Here is a 23040-nt window from a genome sequence, read left to right as displayed (position 1 = left end):
TAAGGGAGGATTTTCATGAGAAGGATAAGTCAGAAGTCAGCTGTTTGTATAATCATAGTGCAAGTAATTTGTTTGATGATCTTAGTTAGTTGTACCAACATAGAAGAGAAGCCAAAAGACCCATCTAAACAGGTTTCCTTAGAGGATAAGAGAGTTTCTTATACGAAAAAAAATCCTCCAACTATCGATGGAGTTATCACTGATATAGATCAGCACATCATTGTTGTTGAAGGAAAAATGGGTACAAGCAAAAGTAAAGGTCATATTTCATTAAATAAGAACACAGAGTATTTAGTCTTCGATGGAAAAGAGTATAAAAAAGGAAAACAATCAGACTTGCAAAAAGGATTTAGAGTGAAGGTATGGTCAGTTGGAGAAATTCTAGAGTCCTATCCATTCCAAACCACTGCCAAGTATGTCGTATATGAAAAAGTTCAGCCATGAAACTTTGAGGTAATGATTTATCTAAAACCCGGAGTAGAATCTAGATTATAACTGAATAAAAAAGACTATTTATAGGCGGAAAACATGGATACCATCTATCAACAATCTATTTTTAATGTTATTATATGAAATGATTAGATATAATGATAATTTTATATGAAGCGACTAGGTGCCTTTGTTTAAGCAAAGGGTAACAGGGAATCGGGTGCAAATCCCGAACGGTCCCGCCACTGTAACCAGGGAGTTCTCTTTTATATATGCCACTCGATGGATATCATCGGGGAAGGCAAAAGAGCGTGATGAACTGGAAGTCAGGAGACCTACCTAGTTTGCCACACCCAGATGCCTTCGCGGAGAGGAGAGGTGTACAATAAAACGGCTTACTGTCTATTTGTGTAATGTTGTCGCTTACAAAATGGAAGTCGTATATAAATTGGTACCCTGGCCTCGTCTGCGAAGACGAGGTTTTTTCATTGAAAACATAATAAGGAGTTACTTCATGAGCAGTCCAGTTATAAAAAGTGTTCAAGAGCAAGTACAAAATCGAAAAATAGCAACTGGCCATCCAAGTAAACAACCGTATCAAAAACAAAAACGATGGTTTAAAATGGCTCTCTTTCTATTTGCAGGAATCACCTTCGTATCAGTAACTTTGGCAGTCATGCTTGGTCCTGTTAAAATTACCCCTTTAACCGTATGGAAAATCATATTATCACATTTCCCTATGATAGGTGGGATGGTGGAGCAGGATTGGAGCCAAGCACAGGACTATATTGTTTGGAATATCCGGTTACCACGCGTATTGTTAGGAGTAGTGATCGGAAGTGGACTCGCAATCGTGGGGACAGTCATTCAGGCATTAGTGCGAAATTCTTTAGCTGATCCTTATATTCTTGGTGTTTCATCTGGTGCATCTGTAGCAGCTACGTTGGTTATTATTTTTGGAGCCTTACCATTATTCGGGCAATATGCGTTATCAATTGGATCTTTTCTCGGTGCCTTACTATCAATGATCATGGTTTATATTTTGGCTCAAACAAGTGGGAGGGTGAACAACACACGCCTACTTTTATCAGGTATAGCCGTATCGATGGTTCTATCAGCTATTACTAACCTTATTGTGACGATGGCACCCAATGAACAAGGAATTCGAGATGCGATGTTTTGGATGATGGGAAGCTTAGCAGGTGCGAAATGGGAATATTTGACTATTCCTAGCTTTGTTGTACTATTTGGATTGTTTTTTCTGCTTTTTCAATATCGTTCTTTGAACGCTTTGTTGATGGGAGAAGAAACTGCAACGACACTGGGGATTAATACAGATACTTTTCGTAAAGTACTGATTTTAATCTCATCTTTAGTTACAGGGGTCATTGTGGCAGTAAGTGGTGCTATCGGATTTATTGGCCTAATGGTTCCTCATATTACACGCTTTTTAATCGGATCCGATCATCGTAGAGTCTTGCCAATTAGCGCTTTTCTGGGAGCGATCATCACTATTTGGGCCGATGTCTTAGCACGGTTAATTTTCGCTCCGCAAGAACTGCCTATTGGAGTAGTAACAGCAATGTGTGGAGGACCTTTCTTTATTTGGCTTTTACGGCGCCAGACCTATTCTTTTGGAGGAGCAAATCGATGAATCTCAAATTAGAAAATGTCTCATTTAGTTTCATGCAAACACCGATCATTCAAGATATTTCCCTTCATGTTTCGGCTGGCCAGTTTGTAGGAATTATTGGCCCCAATGGGAGTGGAAAATCAACCTTGTTAAAAACGATCTACCGAGTTCTTAAGCCAAATTCGGGGTCTATTCAATTAGCTGATCAAGATATAGAAGCATTATCTTCACGCTACGTTTTTCAACATATGGCTATCGTTAGTCAAGAAGCTACTGAGGCATTTGATTTTTCGGTGCAAGAAATGGTTTTGATGGGTCGAACACCACATAAACGTTTATTCGAATCAGATACGATTGATGACTATGTTATCGTGCAACAAGCTTTGGCTCGTGTCAATATGGAAGCATTCGCCAAACGGAGTTTTATGAGCTTATCAGGGGGAGAGAAGCAGCGTGTATTAATCGCAAGAGCTCTTGCCCAGCAAGCCGAATTAATTATCTTAGATGAGCCAACTAATCATTTAGATATTCGTTATCAATTTCAATTACTTAACCTTGTTAAAAATTTGGATGTCTCTGTCATTGCCGCATTACATGATTTAAATCTTGCTTCTATCTATACAGATTATCTATATGTCATGCAGAGTGGACAGATTGTGAGATCAGGAACCCCTAAGGAAGTATTAACTGTTGACTTACTAAGAGAAGTATTTGGAGTAGAAACAGAAATTGTAATTCATGCTAAAACTGGAAAACCGCACATAACCTTTATTTCGGATCAGGTAAGCTAAAAAGGAGATTAACATATGAGCATAAAAAAAATGATTTTTCGTCTAACTGTACTCTTGTGTATTTTGAGCATCATATCAGCTTGTAGTAGTGCTAAAAAGTCTCATGCAGGGGATGTACCTTCTGATCAATCACCGCAAAAAGTGGTGATTACCAATATGGGAAAGACCACTACATATACAGATGTACCTAAGAGAGCAGTAAGCTTAAATCAGCATGTTACTGAGATTATGTTGGCGTTAGGACTGGAGAAATCGATGGTCGGTACGGCTTATCTAGATGATCAAATCTTACCAGAATTTCAGGAGATTTACTCTAAAATTCCAGTGTTAGCCAAAAAGTATCCTTCCAAAGAAGCCTTTTTGGCTGCAGAGCCTGATTTTGCTTATGCAGGATGGTCAAGTGCATTTACAGAAAAATCATTAGGTACTGTTCAAGAATTGGAACAAGCAGGCATTAAAACATATATTCAGGAATCTTCGAACAAAACCTCTCCTACCTTAGAGGATGTATATCAAGATATTCGAAATATCGGGCGGATTTTTCATGTAGATAAGAAGGCAAATGAAGTCATTCATCAAATGAAACAAGAGGTTCAACAAACAACTAAGAAAATCGAGAAAATCGGAAGAACACAAAAAGTTTTTGTTTATGATAGTGGGGAAGATAAAGCGATGACAGCAGCGAATAATTATATGACTCACCTAATTAAGCTAGCTGGTGGTAAAAATATATTTGCTGATATTAAAAAAGGCTGGGCCCATGTTAGTTGGGAAGAAGTAGTTGAGCGTGAGCCAGAAGTGATTGTCATCGTTGACTATGGAGATAAAACTGTCCAGCAAAAAAAAGATATACTTCTTGCTAAAAAAGAGCTTGCTGCTGTCCCTGCGATTAAAAATAAGCGTTTTATTGTACTTCCTCTTTCTGCAGCTGCCGAAGGAATTCGAGCTCCTCAAACATTAAAGTTATTAGTTAAGGGACTTTATCCTGAACGTATGAATGAGTGATCCTGATATACACAAGAGTGCTAATATACTTAATTCCCTTCACCTGTTGAATGGCTATGCTATTAATTAGGAGGGAAAAGGAACGATACCATAATACCTTCTTCAGTAAACAAAGCCGTTGTGATCTAAACAACGGCTTTGTCTTGTAATTATTTCGATAATAGGTAGTAAGTAAGCCAGATTAAGAAGGAGATCATTCCAGTAAATTAACCTCATGAGGGATGCTTAAGATACGATGAATGGACTTATGGCTTTACCAAGCCTAGTTGAACCACTCTTTGGTATCACTGTTTTTAGAAATCTCAAAACAGGTAGGTGAATGTTAAAATTAAATTATGAATATTCGGACTAATAAAAGGCATCTAAAGTGATTTAGATGTTTTTTTATTTAAGTACTATGTAGATAATGGATATTAAAACAATGGTGATAATACATTTATATTTTTAATTTTCTAAATTTTTCATAATATATATTCAGAAAAAATATATTTTAATTTATTTTCAGAAGGATTTTTTTAATGTGATGTCTAATTATATATTATAAATTTGTTTTATTTTGAATTAACGGAAAGGATGTGTTGTGGATAAAAATAAGAATATGAAGTTTGATATAACGCTTGTGATTTTAGATCGTTATGAAGAACTAGGTATATAGCAGTTAAAGATAACGATCTTCTACAGAGAGAACCTATCGAATTAGAATCATAATGAATCGGTTGATCTTTAATAAAACTACTCTATTATTTTACACTTCCAAATGCTCCAATTCCTTATTGCTTTTCTTCTAGCTATTGTTTATCCTACGCACCGTATTTTCCAAAATGAAGAATTAGAGTCCATCGCTGATTTTTAATGTAATTCGACGTATTTGCTAAACAAATTAAGGGAGGTATTTCTTTGTCAAATAACCATCTTGATAAAATCGTTAAGAAGTTTGATGCAATTGCTACAGAGTATCAACAGGGGCAAGCACGTCGCCTTAAGGAAGATATGATTTTGCGTCTGGCTGATCCGAAACCCAATGACTATGTTCTAGATGTAGCAACGGGTACGGGAGCTGTACTACTGACCTTAGCGACAAAAGTAAAGGTATTGGTTGGCTTAGATGTAACTTCTACAATGCTAGAGCGTGCAGTAGATAGTTTCAAATCATCAGAGGCTCGTCCATTGTTTATCACGGGAAATGCCGAACAAATCCCAGTGGCCAATGAAATGTTTGACTTAGTTACTTGTTCACGAGCCTTGCATCATATGGAACAGCCCGAGCTTGCCATTTCGGAGATGTTCCGTGTGTTGAAGTCGGGTGGTCGGTTGATGATCTTAGATAACACGACATACGAAAATGATGAGTTTGCGGAAAAACATAACCGCTTGGAAACGATGCGTGATTCTAGTCATCATCGTACACTTCCGATCTCCGAATTGGTAGAGCGGTTACAAGGTGTAGGATTTACAGTGTCATCAGTGTTACATGATGAAGTGTTGCGTTCTCTAACCGCTTGGTTTGCTGATGCTGGAACCGATCCTAAGATGGAAGAGCAAATTTTGAAAGAAATAAAAAGCGGTCAGCAATCTGGCGACCCATTCTATTTGCAACATTTTCAAGAAAAAGCGGATGGAGAGTGGACATTCCGCTATCAAATGGTTTGGTTGGTCGCCCATAAGACAAGCTGTTAGTAAAAGGAGGGGAAAAGCAAAGTGCAACATGCAAACTTCCATCAACAAACCACTTTGGCCAAGGGAATTTTTGAAAGGGGTTTCACTTTTGTGACTGGTGTCCCAGATTCTGAGTTTAAAACACTTATTACCGAATTGGAAGCAAATGAACTAGGTAAGCGTTATGTTTTGGCTACGCGGGAGGACAACGCAGTTTCGTTAGCTGTTGGTGCTTACTTAGCTGGGGAGCGTCCACTTGTGTTCATGGAGAGTTCCGGGATCGGTAATGCTGTAGATGTGTTGACCAGTTTGGCAATAACCTATGAGATTCCAATGGTTTTATTTATCGCATGGGCGGGATATAAAGGTCGTGATGTAGTCCATCATAACGCTATCGGTGAACCTTTGAAACCCCTACTTGATGTCTTAGGTATCGAATCGATCGATGTGGTGTTGGATGAGCATGACCCCAACTCCTTACTGGATATCATCGAAAAGGCTCTAGAACTGGCCAATGCACAATCCAGTCCTGTTGCTGTACTTGGTATTCCGAAGAAGTTTGCGGAGGGGGACTTTTAAATGACTCGAGAAGAAGTGTTGGATTTAATTGCACGTTGTACGAAGAAAAAAGAAGCATTTTTATTCATTGGCAATGGGTATAATGCACGGACAATGTGCGCGCTGCATGATTATGATGGTTTTTTCTATATGGTCGGTTCAATGGGACTTTGTCCAACACTTGCAGCCGGCTTTTCGCATAGTACAGGTCAACCAGTCGTCACGGTCGAAGGGGATGGCAATGCTTTGATGGGTATGAGCGGTTATCCTGTTGTTGTGAATGCGGCCAAAGGAATGTTTGTTCACATCGTGCTCGATAATGGGCTCTATTATACGACGGGCGGGCAAAAAACTTTGTCTTCAGTAGTAGACTTTGGATTGGTCGCGCTTGGGGCTGGCTATGACCGGGTGTATAGTCCGGAAAGTTTAGAGGCATTGGAAGCAGCATTGATGACAGCACTAAACTCCGAACAGAAGAGTTATATCGTGGTACGTACCGTTGAAAAGGAGCGCGTCGTCCATCCCCGTGTCAAATATCAACCGGTGGAAATTCGTGATCGCTTCCAAGAGACAGTTCGCCAACGGTTGTATTAATAAGGAGGTGAATCGATGTTGGATGACCTACAGGGAGTTGTCAATATTGATGATCTAGAAAAACTAGCTAAGAAGCGAATGTTACCAACTTATTATGATTATTGTGCTGGTGGTGCTGGGGATGAGTCAGGATTGCGTAAGAATCGGCAAGCATTTGAACGAAAGCAATTGATACCAAAAGTTTTGTCTGGGGTAAAGAAGATCGATTTAACCACGCAAGTATTAGGATCTGAGGTTGCATCCCCGATTTTGGCAGCACCAGTTGGTATGCAGCATATGGCTCATCCAGATGCGGAAGTTGCCACTGCAAAGGCAGCTAATCGGATGGGATTCGGATTTTGCTTGTCTACATTTGCTTCGAAAAGTATTGAAGAAGTAGCTCTAGCTAATGGAAACGGAGTTCGTTGGTTTCAATTGTATTTGATGGCGGATCGTTCTGTGACCTTGAGTTTGGTACGGAGAGCGGAAGCAGCGGGATTTCGAGCGATTGTCGTAACAGTGGATGTTCCCCGTGTTGGACGAAGGGAGAGAGATGTACGCAATCGGTTTCGGCGGTTTGAAACGGGGAAGGCAGCTATTCTACGTGATCCTGTATTTCGTTCACTGTTGGATCATGGAGATAAGGAGAGCTCTGTAGCAGCTCTTACTAAGCTTGATCAGATCTTTCCAAACCCAGGAGCTGTATGGTCAGATATCGAATGGTTGCGCACGGTAACCCATTTGCCAATTGTAATCAAAGGGATCATGTGTCCAGAGGATGCACTGAAGGCGATAGCTTACGGTGCATCTGGAATTGTGGTGTCAAATCACGGTGGTCGTCAGTCAGATCGCTTTCCAGCAACGATTGACGTTCTAGATCATGTAGTAAAGGCAGTTGGGGATGAGGTGGAAGTGTATCTCGATTCTGGTATTCGCCGGGGAACGGATGTAATCACTGCATTAGCGCTCGGAGCGCGTGCTGTCTTGGTTGGACGAGCAATGCTATGGGGATTGGCAGTTGGAGGCGAAGAGGGAGCAACATTGGCGTTCGAACTATTGCGTCAGGAACTGTTCCTTGGACTATCTGTCCTTGGTGTAACAACACCATCTCAATTAGATTCATCTTTTTTGTTTGAAACATATAGGGAGGAATAAAAGATGAAGCAATCAAAGAGCGCGAATCCATTTGACCAATGGTCTGAATTGCTGGAATTATGGCATGGTTTGGTTGATGTTGAGGACAAGCGCTTCTATCAATTGTTGGCTAAACGGTTCAACCGCCCGACCGTTGAATTGGGGATCGGAGATGGTCGTGTAGCAGCTACTGTTGCCCCTGATTATGGGGTAGATTTCTCTCCCGTAATGTTAGAAAAATGTCGTAAGCGGCTGGGAACTTCATGCCCCTACTTGATTGAAGCTGATTTGAAATTGTACCACCTACCTGAGCGAGCGGGATTTTCATACGCGCCACTTAATACGATCAGCCATATTGAACCGAATGACCGGGAAACTGTGTTCCGAACGATTTTGCAGAACACGAAGCCTGGAGGGTATTTCGCTTTTGATACGATTGTACCAGATCTTGACAAGATTAAAATGAGGGATCGGGCACAGATCTACCGTGGACGTACGAATTCGTTTGCAATCTATGAAGTTAGTGAAGTCAAGAGTTATGAGCGACAGGAATTTGTACTACATGGGATTATCGAATCCATAGCGCCCAACGGAGAAGTAACTGGAAAGCGCTATTTTCCCGAGTTGTCATTTTTCTATATGTTTCCCGAACAAATCCGATCATTGGTGGAACGGACAGGTTGGCAGATTGAATCAGTATGGGGGGACTTTGACGAAACGCCGCTAACAGAGGAAAGTCGCATGCAGATTTGGCTGTTGAAGCATCCAGAGAGTAGATAGGAGGGAGATGATGAATATCTATCAAAACATAAAGCTCCTTGGATCAGAAGATTTAGAACAATCGAATCAACAGGTGCCTACCTGGGTGCAAATCGCATATCGTCAATACCGAGAGAGATTATTAGGTGACGGAGGACGCCACTATCCCTGTACGTTTGGAGTAGAAGGAGAAGTCAAGGGAAATAACCGATATTATTATCTGAAATGGGCAAAGGTGACGGAAGAATTGCCTTGTTTAGGAGAAGCAATACGGAGGTTTTTGCGGGAAGTAAAGGAACAAACCCATCATAGGATGTCTCTAATTGTTTTTATCGGTCCTTCAGAAGAGGGACTTTCCTTAGATGAATATAGGGACCGTTTCTGGGATATATTGCGCCGGTTGCATCAGATTGATCAAAAGCCTTGGCCTGAGCATGTTCCTATAAATACCGAACATCCGAAATGGGAGTTCTGCTACCATGGAGAACCGTTGTTTGTATTCGCAGGGTGCCCAGCTTATCATGCTAGACGCAGTCGTAATTTGGGTGATTGCATGGTAATGATCCTACAATCAAAAAACGTATTCCAAGGAATAGGAGGTGACACGGAAGTTGGCCAGTCTGCTAAGACGCTGATCCGTGCCCGTTTGAAAGCTTATGATACGGTGGGAGTTCATGAAAGTCTTGGCTTGGCGCAACAATCGTCAATTTATAAATGGAAGCAATATTTTTTGCCAGATGATCAGTCTGAAGTGTTGGGGAGTTGTCCTTTTTCTCATCAATAGAATGATTTAGAGAGAGGAGAAATTGTAGTGACAATGGTCAATTGGAAGAACTCCTTGTTCGTGTTGCTGACACCCGATGCATTGGTACGTCACTTGGCTCGACCTATCCTAGAACGGTTTCATGCAAACGGCTTTGTGCCACAAAAGTATCAACTAGTTTATGTTACTTCTGAAGACCTCGACGCATTATATCAGATTAACATTGAACATGTGTGGGATACCTATCGTTACCGCTTGGTTGATCAATTGTTCAATTTCGGACCTTGTTTAGTCGTACTATTGACTCATAACCATTTGAATGGAGAAGACAGTCATCAACGAATGAAGCAAATGAAAGGAAATAGTCATCCTTACAAAGCACTATCAGGAACAATTCGCCATGACTTTTATGGATTGAACAGTATCCTTGGATTGATGCATTCATCGGATACACCAGAAGAATCGGAACGTGAGAGCCGTATATTTTTTCGCAGTGGTCGGAAATTTCTACAGACGTCCAAGATGGAAACCGACAGTACGATTTGGGATTTGTTGGAGTCATTCGAAATGTCCTATCCAAAAGAAATGCGTGATTATGATGCGGTCTTGGCCGGATTGCGTGCTAAAATCGTTGTCGCGCTCTGGTCGGAATTGACTCCAACGGGTCGGGAGATGGTTCGATCCTTGCAGAAGCAGGGAATAGAAGCTTGGGTGGCACCAGGAACAGGAAAGCGATTGGCGGAGGAATTGTTATATGGTCTTAAACATCCGCTGGCTGGAATCCTAGAATGTGAATTTTTGCCGGATGCACCCCGTCTTGACATGGTTAGTGTGGAAACGATGCTTCGAGGGTATGGTATCGAAATGGATCGATGGGAACTATTGGTGCTTAATACGTCCATGTATTTCCAACCCACGCGGCGGAGAGAGCGCCATGAGATTTTACGGGAGCTATTCTAATGATGTGGGAGGTCGAGGTACTGGAATCATTATCCAGTGTTAAATCAGAGGAGTGGAACACAGTGATCGATGAGGCAAATGCCTCTGTCTTCTATCGGCACGAGTTATTATATGCCTATGAAAAGAAACCATTACAACCGGTGGAGCGGTTTGTCTATGTCGTGGTGAGGGAGGTGGAAAGCGGTAAATGTGTAGCGGTTTTGCCGAGTTACTTAGTTCGATGGAGCGATCCGTTAGGAGTACTATCACAAGCGGTTCGAGTACCAGAAGGGGAAGAAGCGCCCATCCTGTTAACTCATTTTTGGTATTGCTATGATACTAGATTACCAGCTTCTTATTTAAGTAAACCTTTGGTTCAGCTTATCACAGATGTAATGGCGGAGACAGCGCGGGAGTATGGCGCAAAATGGAGTGGATTTGTCAATGTGGCAGATTCAGAGCAATTAATCCCGATGTTGGAAGCGGCGGGACATGTAGCAGTTCAGACGGAAACTCGTTATATTCTTGACCTATCTCAGTTTACCACGATGGATGAGTATCTCAGTTCCTTACGTAGCCGACCACGTAAAAACCTGCTTCGCTACGTTCGGAAAGCGAGAGAAGAAGGCGTGACTTTTACAGATCATGTGCCACCTTTTGCAATGACTACAGAGGTCGCAGCACTTTGCCATGGTATCGCTCGAAAACATAAAAATGATGGCTATTACCCATATGTTGAGTTAGAACATTTTTTGCGAACGGCTGGAGACAGTCTACGTATCCTTGGGGTGAATTTGAAAGATCGCTTAATCGCTACTTCGATCTGTTTGCAGGATCAGACATGCTTTCACACTTGGGCTGGTGGAGCGGATTATTCAGCCAAAACATCATTTGCCGCTAACTATGTCTTATTTTATCGTGAAGTGGAAGCAGCGATCTCATCTGGAAAAAAAATCATGGAGGCTGGACGACGCAATGCGGACTTTAAGCTTCGCTATGGCATGCAACCAATTCATCTCTACGCTTGTATACGCCATGTGTAGTAAACATGATAGCAATTGAAAGAAAAGGAAGGAGAAAAAGCTGGATGACAGCTGGGAATTATACGCTTAAAGTGAATTCCGCCGCGCCGGATGAATGGTCTCAACTCTCGGAACAAGCTTCTTTGTTTGCCCAAAAAATGTGGATCGATACGATGGGTGAGCGAATAGAAGGGAAAAAACTATGGTGGACGATTAGTCGGGCAGAAAAGAGTCGTCTCGGACTTTTTGGAAGTGTCGTCGATAACCCAAATGCATACGAACTGCAAAATGTCCATACTCTGTTGACTTCGACAAATAGTGTGTTTAAGGCGGATAAAATAGCACATGAAATGCTGATACAACTTCAGGAGCAGATAGGATCAGCTGAGGAGTGGTTTCCTAATTTGATCTTTACCTACCCTGGTTATGAATGTTTTCCCATCGGTCCAGGATATCGAGAAAAAGCAGACCTTGAAGCTTTAATCTCAAAGGTAGTGGATTGGGGACAGAAGCAAGAGTTGAAATTGATCACTCTTTTATATGCAGAAGAAGATGGAGTCTGGTCAGAGGTTTTAACACGAAATGGTTTTAGCTGGGTGCCACTGACCCATTGCAGTAATTTGTATCTATCCGAAGGCAATTTCGAGATATATTTACAGTCCCTTACTCATCCGATGCGCAAGAAAATTCGTCGCGAACGTAAACAAATGAGAGAACTAGGCTTACGGACGGAAGTGATCCCTCTAGAACCATGGATAGAAGAAATGGTACACCTTCGTTGTGCAAATAAACGAAAATATGGGCATGAAGTAGATCAAGTTGTGGAACGCAGGCGTTTTGAACGATTGAAGGATATGTTTGGAGAACAAATAACCGTATTTGGTTGTAAGGATGGGGATCAACTTCTTTCATTTACTTTATTTATAAGAGATAGGGATATTTGGCATGCTTTTTTTACCGGAAGCGAATATGACGACCCAAGAGCTAAGTTCACGTATTTTGAAAATACGTTTTATCAACCGGTTGAACAAGCAGCGGTGTATGGGGTTACCTGTATTTCCTACGGTCATGCAGCTACTGATGCCAAAAGACGAAGAGGCTGCCGTTTGACCCCAGTCGGTGGTTGGATAAAAGCGTTGTGTCCCACTTTAATACCTGTTATAAGGCAAATTGCGATTGTGCGTTGCGAGTGGGAGAAGCGTGAGCGTTCTCGGTATATGAACGGATGAACCGGAAAACGGAAGGAGTTACAGACATGGAGAAGTTATTACGGTTCCGTGTCTTAGAAGGACAGTCGCTGCTTGGGAAGCATTTGGATGAAAGTTCTCTATTCTCTTCTCCACGTTGGCTGAAAGTAATGAATGGAAGGATTGAAGGAAAGAATTTCATGTTCCTTCTTGAGAAAGCTTCCTGTCCAGTGATGATGGTACATGGCTCCATTCTTGATTCTCCGACCAGTTATAATGCCTACAATCCTTACGACTTAATGTTAGCGGAAGAACCAGTTTTTCCTATTAATGAGAAGATAGCTGCCCGTCGATCTGTACTTAGACAGGTAACACGTCGTGAGGATTGGTTTCCCTGTTTGATCCTAATGTGGCCAGGTTATGAATGTACTATGGCTGGACAGGAGTACAGTAATGTACAGATGATGCGGATTCTAATCAGAGAGATTGCCAGTTGGGCTCAGTCCAAAGGGTTGAAATTGATCGGGTATTTGTATGTGCCAGAGGATAAAAATGACTTCACAAATGTATTAGCAGAACAGGGATATCAAAAGTTTCCCTTAACATATAAATCGGAATTACGTTTATTAGGCAACTCTTTTGATGATTACATCAATGGACTAAAAAAGAAGCAACGATCAGGAATAAAGAGAGAGATTCAATTTCTATACGAAGCAGGGGTTAAAACAGAGGTGTGTCCGTTAAATGAAAGTGGAGAAGATTTGCTTCGATTACGGATAAAATTGGTTCGAAAGTATGGCAACTACTCCTCGTTAGATGAGGAATATCGTCGATTGGAACGGCTGAAAGACGCATTCTCATCAGAAGATCTTCTAGTAGCACGAGCGATGGCTGACGGTGATTTAATCGGCTTTACCCTATTCTTACAACATAAGGATTTTCTCTATGCTTTTTGGACTGGAACTGACTACGAGCATCCCAAATCAAGCTTTGTTCATTTCGACACGGCGTTTTATTCTGTGATTCCTAAGGCTTATCGATTAGGGATCATCAAAATCGGTTATGGGATTGGTCATTGGCAAGGAAAGAAAAGAAGAGGGTGCGATGTGACGGCCGTTGATGGTTGGTTACTTGGGATTCATTCTTTCGTTCAGATGACACTGAAGCAACTGAAGGAGGAGTATTGATGAAAGATTCGATGTGGGTACAATTGCCGCCATCAGTACAAGCGGCGGTGGAAGAGCGTGGCGTGAATCCTGAATCGTTTAATAAACTATTTTACGGACTGCCTAATGACTCAGCTGTACTATTAGTGGGTTCTTATGCTGAGGGATTATCACATGTTTCTTCCGATATTGATTTACTCGTGTTACTCGAAGCAGGAGAAACTCCAACTATAAAGGACGAAGCGAAATCTATACCCCATCCGACTAGCCTCTCCGATGATTATCTCGTGATGGTCAATGGAGTAGAGGTCAATATTGAGTTTGTGAGAATGGAGTCGATCGAACGTCTGATACAAGCAATGAGGAAGTTTGCGGTATTTTTTGATGATAACACACAGCCAATTTGTCTGCCTGTTCTGCAAATCTTGGAGGTTCGGTTCTTAAATCGACTTCGGATGGGTATCCCGTTAGCCGGAGCTGAGCGTCATCAGCGTTGGAAGCGAGAGTCTCGTACTGATCTTTTGCCAGAATCGCAACTACTTCTTAATTTCATCGGGGCCATGGATTATCTCGAAGACAGTGCTAGCCGACTAAATAGTAGAGAGGATCAGTTGACGAGCGGAGTCATGGCGCGAATCGCAGCAGAAGGAGTGGTACTGGCAGCGTTGGCAGCCAAAGGTGTTACACCGCATGACATTAAGTTAGCGCTAAAATATATTAAACGTTTAAAACAAAAAGAGGAGACATTACCTGAGCCGTTACTACAGGTGGAGACATTGCTTTTTCCGCAAAAGGAAGAGTTGGGCATTACTTATTTTCACTCTATCCTAAATCAGTTAGCCAGTTTGTTTTCCTATGTAAAAAAGGATCCGGTATTGGTTTCAGTTGCGGAGTTTTTACGACAGTATGGACAGGGAAGATGGCAGATTGATAGTTCGTTCCTGTTCGTCTGAGCACGAGTAGCGAAGAGGAGGAACAATTATGAATTGGGGAGCTTTCACAGCCTTAAGACACCGAGATTTTGCGTTGCTTTGGAGTGGGCAAACTCTTTCTCACCTAGGTGACAATGTGTTTCGGGTCGCTTTCGTATGGTATGTAGTGACCACTACTGGATCAGCGAATGCAACAGCAATTGCGTTTATTGCCTTTTTGATACCGAATCTTCTGATGATGCTATTTGCTGGGGCAATTGTTGACCGTATGTCTCGGCGAACGATTCTTTTATATTCGGATCTTATACGGGCAGTAATGGCCTTTGCTCTTGCAATATTGGCACTGTCAAATCAACCGAGTTTTGTGCTAGTGATTACTATCTACATCATTTTTGGTTTAGCTGATGCTTTTTTTCAACCAGCCTATATGGTAATCGTTAAGGAGCTAATTCCAGAGGAAATGCTGTTGCAAGCCAACTCACTAAATAGTATTGGGCGGCAGAGTGCCGTAATAGGTGGCCCGATTCTAGGAGCGTTAGTCGTCGAGTTTTTCGGCATGGCTGCTGCTTTTATGGTTAATGGATTGTCTTTTGTCATCTCAGCTCTCACACTGCTTTTCATTCGTTACTCTTATGTTGCTCAGTCACCAACAGAGAAGTCTACTAATGGAGAAGAAGAAAAAGTGGGTCTGTTAGCTGAGATAAAGGAAGGACTTCGTTATGTTTTTTCTATACAGTGGTTGTGGATTATTATCGCTATTGCTGCCGTCGCTAATGCGATTGTGAGTGGGGTAATCGATGTTGGATTGTCATTTCTGGTTCTCGGCCCCATGAAATCAGGGGCGGGCGTACTTGGATTGATCTTTACACTGACCGGGGTTGGCGCGTTGCTCGGCGGGTTAATGGTAGGTCATATCGATTTAAACCGCTTACGTAGGCGTGGAGTCATCACATTCATTGCCATTGCGTTAATGGGAGTTAGCCTATTGTTGATGGGACTATTCCCTAGCCTAGTGTTAGTGGCTACAATGGCTGTCTTATATGGTATAAGTTTCCAAGTGTTCGGCGTGATTTGGGTAACAACTTTACAAGAAACAGTACCGCAGCATTTGCTCGGTCGTGTTGGGAGTGTGGACAGTCTTGGTTCGTATTGTATGATGCCAGTTGGTCTGGCGGTAACCGGGGTGGCAGTAACAGCTTTTGGAGTAGAAGTGACCTTTATCTGCGGTGGACTTATTGTCTTGGTTAGTGCCATTTTGGGTTTACTCTCCTCATCTGTGCGTAGTCTGGGGATGAAGGAGACGACGTTAAGTGACAGAGCTGAAACGGCTAGCAAGACCTAAATATTCAGCTTTCAATGCGAGAAAGGAGTTAGTTTATATGAAGAGGCAACAGACCAAAGCGGAGATCTTGCGAAAAATGCTTGGTGAAGACCGTATGGTATTAGTAGCTGGAGCACATGACGGATTAAGTGCGAAGTTGGCCGAAAAGCATGGATTTGACGCGATTTGGGCGAGCGGGCTTGGCATCTCCGCACTTCATACTGTTCCGGATGCGAGTATTCTCAGTATGACAGAATTTTTGCAATGGGCGGTGATGATGAACGAATCTTGCTCGCTTCCTGTCATTGCAGATTGTGACTCCGGTTATGGTAACATCCATAATGTAAGGCAGATGGTGGAGAAATATGAAGCGGCCAAGATCGCGGGAATTTGTATCGAAGATAAGGTATTTCCAAAGTTAAACTCTTTTGATGACCGTCAACAAGTGTTAGTCTCAGTTGATGAATTTTGCGCGAAGATTCGTACAGCTAAATATGTACAAAAAGATCCGGATTTCACCGTTATTGCCCGTGTGGAAGCATTGATTGCAGGCTTAGGACAAGAAGAGGCACAATATCGAGCCCGTGCCTATGTCGAAGCAGGAGCGGATGCGATTTTGATTCATTCCAAGCAAAAAACACCGCATGAAATTATTGAGTTTGCGAAAAATTGGACTTTACCAGTGCCGCTTATTGTTGTGCCGACCAAATACCCTGATATCACAGTAAAAGAGCTGAAAAATCTAGGGATTCGGATGACGATCTATGCGAATCAAGCTTTACGTGCATCTGTTCGAGCTATGGATGAGGCACTAAAGCGAATTCGGCAATCAGGAACGACTCAGGTGATCGAGCAGGAAATTTGTTCGGTAGAAGAGATCTTTAATCTACAGAATGTAGCAAAGATGAAAGAGATGGAGCAGATCATCTATGGTGAAAACAAGTAAAGGAGAACTAGTGGAAGTTAGAAAGGATTTTTCATAGACATATCAACTGAATAGATATATTATTTAAAATGATAGGTGTATTCATGTAAATTAATCACTTACTGGTTCATCTATGTAGTGGGAAGGAATTAGATAGCAGTCTTTAGAAATATAATAAATGTGGAATAATATGAAGGAACATTCCTAATTATTTTATGATTGAAGAGGGGGGAAAACTACTTTAAAGCATAGAAATGGATATCCATAGCCGATAACCAAGTTTAAATTAATACACGATGAAGACCTATTGAAATCATGTGTATGTACTGGGGACTACACTAGAATTTAAACGCCTGTGGAGTGTGATGATCCAACCTTAATAGTGGGAGAGTAGTGAGACTAGACACAATGAAACAGGAAGTTTCTAGACAACAGGATATTTTTCTATGTTTTTAGTAGCAGTTACCTATGTATAAAAAAGTAGCAGCTATATACGATATACATGGCAATGATTCGGCTTTAGAAGCAGTGATAAAGGAAATTTTAGCTCAAGAAGTGGATCTAATCGTCGTGGGCGGTGATGTGGCGTGGGGGCCAGAGCCAGCAGCTGTTCTAAAACGGTTACATCAATTGGATTGTGAAGTGCGTTTTGTACGGGGCAATGCGGACCGCGAAGTGGGAGAACGGTACGGGGTAGAACAGGGGCTTGATGTGTTAACTGCTGAAATCAATCAATGGTGCACGGATCAGCTGTCTAATGAGGAACAGAAGTTTTTGGCAAATCTTCCAGAGTGGCAGAAGATCGAGATAGAAGGGCTTGGTACCGTGTTGTTTGTTCATGGATCACCTCGTAGCGATGAAGAAGCAATTAGCGTGAACACACCAGAAGAAGAATTAAAGCCAATGTTTGAAGGGATCGAACCTTTCGTAATCGTTTGCGGACATACACATATACAATTCGATCGAAAGGCTTGTGGCAAGCGGATAGTCAATCCTGGAAGCGTCGGTCTGCCATTTGGTACCCAAGCTGCTTGCTGGGCTCTGTTTAGTAACAAGGTTGAACTGAAGAAAACATTTTATGACATAAATCAAGCAGTGAAGCAAATAGAATGTTCAGGAATGCCTCATGCTGGTGAATTTGCTGTTCATATCCTCAATCCACCATCAAAAGGACCTTGATCACTAGACTAAAGCACTATATCCTTGATAATTGGGATATAGTGCTTTTAACATGGGTGAGTCAGGAAGTAAGAGTTGAGAACGAAGATATGAACACCCAGAATACCAGAATTTCAAGAGATGATACATAGTTGAAAGACTTGCATTGGTTTTAAGAATGATTTAGTTTTTTGGTCATATTATCCATAGTCTTCCAAGGAAGTACTATAAACAATTATTATATTCTATCTAACTTTTGGGAGAACCACCTGATGCTTGAATAATTTTTACAATAGTTTGATTAAATTCATCAATTGTATTTGCATGGTTGTACATACCTAAAAATTGCTTCGTGGCTTCAGGATTGGCACTGACTATGCGTTGTATCATCTTTTGTTCTACTGATATAAGTTGATTTTTGGTAAGTGTAAGAGCAAGCCCAAACAACTCTGAAAACTTTTCTTCCAATTTCTTTTCATAAAGCTCTCTCATTTCCTCTAACTGTAACTCCCAATCATGATGCTTTAAAACATCAGCTAAGGCACGTCCACCATAAATCGCATCATGCATTCCTTGGGCAACACCAGGATCTTTAAAGACAGCAGCATCACCTACTAATGCCCATCCTTTGCCCATTGCTGGATACCAATGGTTATTAAATCCGATCAAGCCTTTGACACGTTCGACTACAGTTGCATTGGTTAGCCGACTTTCAAGGTGGATCTCAGGGAAGTTGGTTTTTAAAAATTCTAAATAAGCTTCTTGAGGCTTTTCGCGAAATGTTTTTAACCATGTTTTGTATGTAAGTGGGAATGCAATAAATACAACATATTGACCTTCAGTAGTTGGGAAAATAACCAATGTTCGATCATGGATACGATATACCTCAAATTTTGGAGGGGATGATTGTTCTAGATCAGTGATGTAGCTATAAAAGAAAGCAAAGTCCGTAGGAACTTTTTGTTTTGGTGTCAACTTAAGTAGATCTCGTATGGTAGAGTTACGCCCATCTGCTCCAACAACTAACTTAGCTGTAAATTGTAAGATTTGTCCTGCTTGATTTGTTCCCTCAACTCCAACAACTGTATCTGATTCTTTCAGAAGTGATTTGACTCGAAATCCCTCAATATGGGTAACTGTAGTAAAAGAGGTGGCCTTATTAAGCATCACTTGATCAAAAAACTTTCGAGGAATACAATAACTTCTCTCTTCATTATAGATAGGAGGTAAATCACCTTCGATTTTTATATCATCGAATTGAAAAAGGACCCGCTGAATGGCTGGCGCTGAAGTATTTTCTAATTCCGACATTACATCGAGCTCTTTCAACATATGTACCGTATTGTTAAAGAAGGTATGGGTTGAATTGGTATCACTTGGAAAAGTGGCTTGATCTAACATTAATACATTGTAATTAGCTTTTCCTAGCTCTATAGCTAAGGTAGAGCCTGCGCATCTTGAACCTACAATAATAACATCATAGTGTTTTTTCATAATAACACCTCGTAAGGATGATTTTATTCTAATTATAATAAATGTTATTTATAATAGTAAGTCTATTTACTAGAGATATTATTTTGATAAATCCATATCCTATCCAATATTTGATTATTATATATAATCCGCACAATATATTATTGTAATATACGGAATAATAGAAAATGAAGATGAAAAGGAAGTATCCCATTATATCTTTTTTATCAAAAAATAACGTTACAAAAAAATAAGAAGATCTACGATGTTACATTCTTGTTAGAATATTGACTATTGAAATGATAGGAAATGTTCATTATTTAGCTGTTTGAATCATACTCATAAATATAGATGGAAGAGAGGAGAGATTTTCGATGTATAAAGTAAAACTGATCCCTTACCAAATCGATGAAGTTTATTCTTCAGCCAATGAAATTCCACCAGGTGTTCAGATGATTCATGCACCAAAATTTTGGGACAAGACAGGGAATAAAGGTGATGGAGTTGTAATTGCTGTTTTAGATACAGGCTGTCAAGCTGATCATCCGGATCTAAAGGGACAAATCATTGAAGGAGTAAATTTTACTGATGATGATCAAGGAGACCCTCATAATATAAGTGATGGGAATGGTCATGGGACACATGTCGCTGGTACAATTGCAGCAGTCGAAAATGGGAAGGGTGTTATCGGAGTTGCACCAAAAGCAAAATTGTTAATCTTAAAAGTATTAAATAGTCAAGGACAAGGAACATATCAAAGTATTACAAATGCTATCCATTATGCGATTGACTGGCGTGGAAAGAATGATGAAAGAGTTCGAGTAATTAGTATGTCATTGGGCGGACCTGTATATGATTATCAAATGCACATGGCTATTCGTCGAGCTACTGAAAGTGGGATTGTAGTTATTTGTGCAGCAGGGAATGAAGGGAAACAAGAAGATAATTGGGATGAAACCATTGAAATAGCATATCCTGGTGCACTACCTGAAGTTATACAAGTAGGGGCTGTTGACTTAAATCAAAAAATAGCTTATTTTAGCAATACCAACGATCAAATTGACTTAGTAGCTCCTGGGGTTCAAATTATTTCCACAATTCCCGATAATAAGTACGCTCGGTTTTCGGGAACTTCCATGGCTACTCCACATGTAGCAGGAGCTGCAGCATTGATATTAAGCCAAGGTGAAAAAGAGTTTCGTCGGAAATTTAATGAAGCAGAAATCTACTCGCAAATTTGTAAACATACCATCCCACTCGGTAATAGCAAATGGGCAGAAGGCAATGGATTGCTTGACTTAGCTTATCTCGAACGTGTGAATTGTTAGAATAGAATGGGGTTTACAACAGACTCAGCCGATTTCCTTATCAGAAATCGGCTATTTTGTACTTTCGTAAAAACTATCTTATTTGGAAATTTCCCACCGAGAAAAGTTATATTAAAATGGTCTAGTTCTTAAAAATCAAATGATATGGAGTGCGAAGCATGACTAAGCATAGAAAATATGGGGATCCCCCTTTTTCAGTAGCAGTGATTCATGGAGGCCCAGGAGCTCCAGGAGAAATGGCCCCTGTAGAGAAGGAATTATCTAGAGTTTGTGGTATTTTAGAACCATTACAAACATCTGAATCCATACAAGGACAAATGGAAGAATTAATGTCTATCTTGGTGAAGTATGGAAAACCTCCGATTACATTGATCGGTTATTCATGGGGTGCATGGTTAAGCTTTATTTTAGCTGCAAATTATCCTTCTATTGTCTGCAAATTGATTTTAGTTGGAAGTGGTCCTTTTGAAGAGAAATATACTTCAAAGATCATGGAGACACGATTAAGTCGATTGAATGAAAAAGATAAGCAAAAAGTTTATTCTTTGCAGGAAGCTTTACTAAGTCCTAGTATCGAAGATAAAAGTTTAATCTTGGCCCAATTTGGAAAGCTAATGTCTAAAGCAGATTCATGTGATCCTTTCCCTACAACAAATGAAGAAATAGAAGTACAAATCGATATTTATCAAAGTGTCTGGAAAGAAGCGAGCGAATTAAGGCGAAGTGAAGAGCTTTTAAAATTAGGAAAACAAGTACAATGTCCAGTGATTGCTATTCATGGTGATTATGATCCTCATCCGTATGAGGGAGTAGAAAAACCTTTATCTAAAATTATAAAGGAATTTAGGTTGATTCTTTTAAAAGACTGCGGACATATCCCTTGGAAAGAACGATCTGCCAAAGATAGATTTTACAAAATTCTTAAAGAAGAATTAAGTTGATGACTTGGATACATTTCTAAGTTCTTAATAACTACCAATGATGGATAAACGGTTTTCTTATGCAGTTGGACAGTATGTAACTGTTATAGTGTTGACCACTGATCCACTATAGGAGTATGGGAACAATTCAAGAAATATGTTCAATTTTAGAAGGAAGCAATACGCCATTTCGGAGGATGTCCTAGGTAGGATATATATTTGAGATACGCACAAAAGCAGCATAATAGAGAGAATGTAAAGTCCCGATTTTTAACTAGTTAATAGCGAAAATCGGGATTAAAAGCAGGGGTTTATGTGATTTATGAATAAGAAAACAAAGCGTAACGAAAATTATACAGGAATCTGTGTAGAAACCGTATGCTACTGGGCATAATTATGTAGCTCTCTTCTTTATACTTTACTTTTACTACTGCTGAGGAGCCTATATATTCTCGCATGCATAACTTGTCTCTGGACGAAATGTTGTTCCGTACTAGGGTTTAGTTTCTATCAAAATACTCTCTTTCCAGAATAGAAAAATAGTATTGGTCAACCCATTTATTTTGCCAAAAAAGTTCTTCCTTAAAAATAGCTTCTCTTCTCATACCAATATGTTCCATTAGAGCTGCTGATCGTGTGTTATTTGCATTACACATTCCAACTACCTTGTGTGCATCTAACTCTTCAAAAGCAAATTGTAATAACAGTCTAGCTGCTTCGCTTCCATAACCTTTTCCCCAATATTCAGGAAGTATTGCAAAACCAATTTCCCAGCTCTTTCTATATTCACTATTGTTCCAAATTTGGGCTAAACCAATCGGGGTTTTACTTTTATCCGTAGCTATAGTAACAATAAAATCGTAGCTTGTTGGTTTTTCTTTTTCTTCAATTTTTTGTATGTACTCTTCACGTACAACATTTTTATCCGATTCTACATATTCTTCAAAGTACCATAAATTTTTATTACATTCGATCCTGCAAATAAAATCCAAATCATTGATTGAAATCTTTGACAGTAATATTTTTTCTCCGGAAAGCTCCATAATAATCCTCCTTAGAGTGGTCAATTCTCTCGGAATCTGATTCCTTAAAAATCGAGTTCGTTTTTGAACTCAATCAAAAATAAAATATAACTAATCAATAAATATTTCAATCGAAAAAAATTCGAGTATAATAAAATGGACTATTCTAATATAAATGTATAATAGAAATTAATCAATCATTTGTAATTAAAAGATAGAAGGTAGGTTTTAGTAACGTATACTCCGAAGAGGTGATAGAATTATGTATAAAACGATAGGTATTTATAAGAACCTCAAGGATATTGGGGAATTTGAGAGATTTTATGTTAGTGAAGTTATGCCAAAA

The 23040-nt window shown here is 40.3% G+C and carries 22 protein-coding genes and 1 riboswitch; of the genes, 20 read left to right on the top strand and 2 right to left on the bottom strand.

What is annotated here, in order from left to right:
- The first annotated feature begins 15 nt into the window (after positions 1–15).
- The 18 genes from DL897_RS11245 (at position 16) to DL897_RS11160 (ending at position 17972) form a co-directional block, all read left to right on the top strand.
- The gene (locus DL897_RS11245; protein WP_113659239.1) at positions 16–444 is read left to right on the top strand and encodes a DUF3221 domain-containing protein; all 429 of its coding nucleotides are present in this window, start codon (positions 16–18) and stop codon (positions 442–444) included.
- Between the two features lie 151 nt (positions 445–595).
- Positions 596–786: riboswitch (cobalamin riboswitch) on the top strand.
- Between the two features lie 265 nt (positions 787–1051).
- Positions 1052–2083: a FecCD family ABC transporter permease gene (locus DL897_RS11240; RefSeq protein ID WP_240627399.1), complete on the top strand. Its 1032-nt coding sequence runs from the start codon at positions 1052–1054 to the stop codon at positions 2081–2083.
- Positions 2080–2853 carry an ABC transporter ATP-binding protein gene (locus tag DL897_RS11235; protein WP_113659237.1) on the top strand — a complete coding sequence of 258 codons (774 nt, stop codon included), beginning with the start codon at positions 2080–2082 and terminating at the stop codon, positions 2851–2853. The genes DL897_RS11240 and DL897_RS11235 overlap by 4 nt, the downstream gene beginning before the upstream one ends.
- A gap of 15 nt (positions 2854–2868) precedes the next feature.
- On the top strand, positions 2869–3858 hold the full coding sequence (locus DL897_RS11230) for an ABC transporter substrate-binding protein (protein ID WP_113659236.1): 990 nt from the start codon (positions 2869–2871) through the stop codon (positions 3856–3858).
- An 897-nt stretch (positions 3859–4755) separates the two neighbouring features.
- Complete coding sequence (locus DL897_RS11225) at positions 4756–5535, top strand: class I SAM-dependent methyltransferase (protein WP_168188766.1); 780 nt, start codon at positions 4756–4758, stop codon at positions 5533–5535.
- A gap of 21 nt (positions 5536–5556) precedes the next feature.
- Entirely contained in the window at positions 5557–6093 is a 537-nt protein-coding gene (locus DL897_RS11220) for a thiamine pyrophosphate-binding protein (protein ID WP_113659234.1), read from the top strand.
- Positions 6094–6666, top strand: coding sequence for a thiamine pyrophosphate-dependent enzyme (locus tag DL897_RS11215; protein ID WP_113659233.1), 573 nt, complete (start codon positions 6094–6096; stop codon positions 6664–6666).
- Between the two features lie 15 nt (positions 6667–6681).
- On the top strand, positions 6682–7800 hold the full coding sequence (locus tag DL897_RS11210; protein WP_113659232.1) for an alpha-hydroxy acid oxidase: 1119 nt from the start codon (positions 6682–6684) through the stop codon (positions 7798–7800).
- Between the two features lie 3 nt (positions 7801–7803).
- Complete coding sequence (locus DL897_RS11205; RefSeq protein WP_113659231.1) at positions 7804–8559, top strand: methyltransferase domain-containing protein; 756 nt, start codon at positions 7804–7806, stop codon at positions 8557–8559.
- Between the two features lie 10 nt (positions 8560–8569).
- The gene (locus DL897_RS11200) at positions 8570–9322 is read left to right on the top strand and encodes a YqcI/YcgG family protein (protein WP_168188765.1); all 753 of its coding nucleotides are present in this window, start codon (positions 8570–8572) and stop codon (positions 9320–9322) included.
- Positions 9323–9355: 33 nt separating this feature from the next.
- Positions 9356–10261 carry a nucleoside-diphosphate kinase gene (locus DL897_RS11195; RefSeq protein WP_240627397.1) on the top strand — a complete coding sequence of 302 codons (906 nt, stop codon included), beginning with the start codon at positions 9356–9358 and terminating at the stop codon, positions 10259–10261.
- Complete coding sequence (locus DL897_RS11190) at positions 10261–11283, top strand: GNAT family N-acetyltransferase (RefSeq protein ID WP_113659228.1); 1023 nt, start codon at positions 10261–10263, stop codon at positions 11281–11283. Before DL897_RS11195 ends, DL897_RS11190 begins: the two co-directional genes overlap by 1 nt.
- A 44-nt stretch (positions 11284–11327) precedes the next feature.
- On the top strand, positions 11328–12491 hold the full coding sequence (locus tag DL897_RS11185) for a GNAT family N-acetyltransferase (RefSeq protein ID WP_168188764.1): 1164 nt from the start codon (positions 11328–11330) through the stop codon (positions 12489–12491).
- 26 nt (positions 12492–12517) lie between these two features.
- Positions 12518–13636 carry a GNAT family N-acetyltransferase gene (locus tag DL897_RS11180; protein WP_168188763.1) on the top strand — a complete coding sequence of 373 codons (1119 nt, stop codon included), beginning with the start codon at positions 12518–12520 and terminating at the stop codon, positions 13634–13636.
- A complete protein-coding gene (locus DL897_RS11175) occupies positions 13636–14568 on the top strand; it encodes a nucleotidyltransferase domain-containing protein (protein WP_113659225.1) in 933 nt (310 codons plus the stop codon). Before DL897_RS11180 ends, DL897_RS11175 begins: the two co-directional genes overlap by 1 nt.
- Before the next feature lie 28 nt (positions 14569–14596).
- Positions 14597–15889 carry an MFS transporter gene (locus DL897_RS11170; protein WP_113659224.1) on the top strand — a complete coding sequence of 431 codons (1293 nt, stop codon included), beginning with the start codon at positions 14597–14599 and terminating at the stop codon, positions 15887–15889.
- Positions 15858–16814, top strand: a complete 957-nt coding sequence (locus tag DL897_RS11165) for an isocitrate lyase/phosphoenolpyruvate mutase family protein (protein ID WP_240627386.1) — start codon at positions 15858–15860, stop codon at positions 16812–16814. Before DL897_RS11170 ends, DL897_RS11165 begins: the two co-directional genes overlap by 32 nt.
- Positions 16815–17261: 447 nt before the next feature.
- Complete coding sequence (locus DL897_RS11160) at positions 17262–17972, top strand: metallophosphoesterase family protein (RefSeq protein WP_113659222.1); 711 nt, start codon at positions 17262–17264, stop codon at positions 17970–17972.
- 228 nt (positions 17973–18200) lie between these two features.
- Here the strand turns inward: DL897_RS11160 and DL897_RS11155 are convergent, their stop codons facing one another.
- A complete protein-coding gene (locus tag DL897_RS11155) occupies positions 18201–19445 on the bottom strand; it encodes an NAD(P)/FAD-dependent oxidoreductase (protein WP_113659221.1) in 1245 nt (414 codons plus the stop codon).
- Between the two features lie 353 nt (positions 19446–19798).
- On the opposite strand from DL897_RS11155, the gene DL897_RS11150 reads away from it, so the two are divergent.
- Entirely contained in the window at positions 19799–20752 is a 954-nt protein-coding gene (locus tag DL897_RS11150; RefSeq protein ID WP_113659220.1) for a S8 family peptidase, read from the top strand.
- A gap of 158 nt (positions 20753–20910) precedes the next feature.
- Positions 20911–21693 carry an alpha/beta fold hydrolase gene (locus tag DL897_RS11145; RefSeq protein WP_113659219.1) on the top strand — a complete coding sequence of 261 codons (783 nt, stop codon included), beginning with the start codon at positions 20911–20913 and terminating at the stop codon, positions 21691–21693.
- A 479-nt stretch (positions 21694–22172) separates the two neighbouring features.
- Here the strand turns inward: DL897_RS11145 and DL897_RS11140 are convergent, their stop codons facing one another.
- A complete protein-coding gene (locus DL897_RS11140; RefSeq protein WP_113659218.1) occupies positions 22173–22715 on the bottom strand; it encodes a GNAT family N-acetyltransferase in 543 nt (180 codons plus the stop codon).
- Positions 22716–23040: the final 325 nt, after the last annotated feature.

Origin of the sequence: Thermoflavimicrobium daqui (genome assembly GCF_003313465.1) — a bacterium.
GTDB classification, from domain to species: domain Bacteria; phylum Bacillota; class Bacilli; order Thermoactinomycetales; family Thermoactinomycetaceae; genus Thermoflavimicrobium; species Thermoflavimicrobium daqui.
This window is presented reverse-complemented; position numbering and strand designations above follow the sequence as displayed.

Bases quoted from the DNA above. Each gene is read 5' to 3' on its own strand.
- DL897_RS11205 (WP_113659231.1), top strand. From the start codon at position 7,804: ATGAAGCAATCAAAGAGCGCGAATCCATTTGACCAATGGTCTGAATTG.
- DL897_RS11240 (WP_240627399.1), top strand. From the start codon at position 1,052: ATGGCTCTCTTTCTATTTGCAGGAATCACCTTCGTATCAGTAACTTTG.
- DL897_RS11180 (WP_168188763.1), top strand. From the start codon at position 12,518: ATGGAGAAGTTATTACGGTTCCGTGTCTTAGAAGGACAGTCGCTGCTT.
- DL897_RS11215 (WP_113659233.1), top strand. From the start codon at position 6,094: ATGACTCGAGAAGAAGTGTTGGATTTAATTGCACGTTGTACGAAGAAA.
- DL897_RS11245 (WP_113659239.1), top strand. From the start codon at position 16: ATGAGAAGGATAAGTCAGAAGTCAGCTGTTTGTATAATCATAGTGCAA.
- DL897_RS11185 (WP_168188764.1), top strand. From the start codon at position 11,328: ATGACAGCTGGGAATTATACGCTTAAAGTGAATTCCGCCGCGCCGGAT.
- DL897_RS11160 (WP_113659222.1), top strand. From the start codon at position 17,262: ATGTATAAAAAAGTAGCAGCTATATACGATATACATGGCAATGATTCG.
- DL897_RS11195 (WP_240627397.1), top strand. From the start codon at position 9,356: ATGGTCAATTGGAAGAACTCCTTGTTCGTGTTGCTGACACCCGATGCA.
- DL897_RS11235 (WP_113659237.1), top strand. From the start codon at position 2,080: ATGAATCTCAAATTAGAAAATGTCTCATTTAGTTTCATGCAAACACCG.
- DL897_RS11200 (WP_168188765.1), top strand. From the start codon at position 8,570: ATGAATATCTATCAAAACATAAAGCTCCTTGGATCAGAAGATTTAGAA.
- DL897_RS11155 (WP_113659221.1), bottom strand. From the start codon at position 19,445: ATGAAAAAACACTATGATGTTATTATTGTAGGTTCAAGATGCGCAGGC.
- DL897_RS11145 (WP_113659219.1), top strand. From the start codon at position 20,911: ATGACTAAGCATAGAAAATATGGGGATCCCCCTTTTTCAGTAGCAGTG.
- DL897_RS11170 (WP_113659224.1), top strand. From the start codon at position 14,597: ATGAATTGGGGAGCTTTCACAGCCTTAAGACACCGAGATTTTGCGTTG.
- DL897_RS11140 (WP_113659218.1), bottom strand. From the start codon at position 22,715: ATGGAGCTTTCCGGAGAAAAAATATTACTGTCAAAGATTTCAATCAAT.
- DL897_RS11210 (WP_113659232.1), top strand. From the start codon at position 6,682: ATGTTGGATGACCTACAGGGAGTTGTCAATATTGATGATCTAGAAAAA.
- DL897_RS11230 (WP_113659236.1), top strand. From the start codon at position 2,869: ATGAGCATAAAAAAAATGATTTTTCGTCTAACTGTACTCTTGTGTATT.
- DL897_RS11150 (WP_113659220.1), top strand. From the start codon at position 19,799: ATGTATAAAGTAAAACTGATCCCTTACCAAATCGATGAAGTTTATTCT.
- DL897_RS11190 (WP_113659228.1), top strand. From the start codon at position 10,261: ATGATGTGGGAGGTCGAGGTACTGGAATCATTATCCAGTGTTAAATCA.
- DL897_RS11175 (WP_113659225.1), top strand. From the start codon at position 13,636: ATGAAAGATTCGATGTGGGTACAATTGCCGCCATCAGTACAAGCGGCG.